The sequence below is a fragment of the Parafrankia soli genome (assembly GCF_001854695.1).
In the GTDB taxonomy this organism is placed as follows: domain Bacteria; phylum Actinomycetota; class Actinomycetes; order Frankiales; family Frankiaceae; genus Parafrankia; species Parafrankia soli.
In genome coordinates, this window is record NZ_MAXA01000200.1 from 1 (window position 1) to 1103 (window position 1103).

Consider the following 1103-nt stretch of genomic DNA (forward strand, 5'->3'; position numbering starts at 1 on the left):
CGCGTAGGGCCGGGTCACGCCGCGCCTCGGCCATCGACCGGGGGCTGGCGAGTATCGCGATGGCCAGGAACGGCTCGGCCAGATCAACGCCGTAGCGGCTGGGGCGGGCGACGTGGATGCGCCCTGCGTCGTAGGCCTTCGACAGCACGGACAACGCGATCGGCGCGCCGGTGTGGCCGATCGCGTCGAGCAGCTTGCTGCCGCCGACGTAGGCCCCGACCCCGCCCTGACGGGCCAGGGCGGTGGGCAGGGACTCGGGGGCGACGTCGCCGGACCACAGTCGCCACTGGTGCCGCTCTCCTGCCTGGGCGAGTTCCCGGCCAAGCTTGGCAACCTGCCAGGCGGCCCGCGAGCGGGCCGCGGCGTCCTGGCCGTGCTCGGCCTCGTCGACGGAGTCCCGCAGGCGGGACAGGACGGCCTCGCGGAGTTCGGCGTCCTCGGCGTAGCCGTCGGCGATCGCGCGGACCAGCTCGGGCTCGGCTGGGTCCAGGGGGGCCGTGAGGTCGCGCTGGACCGCGAGGGTGCCGGTGTCGACGACGCCGGCGGTGTAGAGCGCGAGTGACTCGGTCCAGTCCCGGTTCAACCGGACGCGCCAGGCGCCGCGGGTGGCCGCGGACAGCACGCCCAGGGCGAGGCCGGTGGTCAGGTCGACCGGGAGCTGGTTGCGTGCGGCCACGGCGGTGGCGATGCGCCCCGTCGGTCCGGGCAAGCCGGGCGGGTTGTCGTCGGCGGTGGGAGCCGGTGTGGTGGCCATGATCTCGGTCCTCTCGGGGGTCCGCTGGGCGGCGGCGAGTTCTACCAGTTTGTTTTTCATGATCGTTTGCCGTTAAGGCTAGAAACTGGCGGCCCGTTGATCATGGTCGGGCTAAAGAGCCTTTTTAGCCCTATGGTCCTGGCGTCTATATCAACAGGACTTACAAGATCCTTGATCTTGTATCTCATCTGAATCGCTCGCTCCCTCTCCAGGCGCCCGAAACAGGGTGTAAAAAAGGTTGTTAATCGCAGGCCCTGGTCAGGCCGCCTGCCGCCTCGCGGCCGTCACGAGACGGGGATGTGCCTGGTAGCGCGGGGATGGCGGGCGTCCACGACGGGGTGGCTCGGGG

The 1103-nt window shown here is 70.4% G+C and carries 1 protein-coding gene; it reads right to left on the reverse strand.

The genetic code is table 11. The features are described 5' to 3' along the window. A partial coding sequence (locus tag BBK14_RS15500) for a DUF3987 domain-containing protein (RefSeq protein WP_116430083.1) occupies nucleotides 1-814 on the reverse strand: 814 nt, incomplete at its 3' end. Between the last annotated feature and the right edge of the window lie 289 nt (nucleotides 815-1103).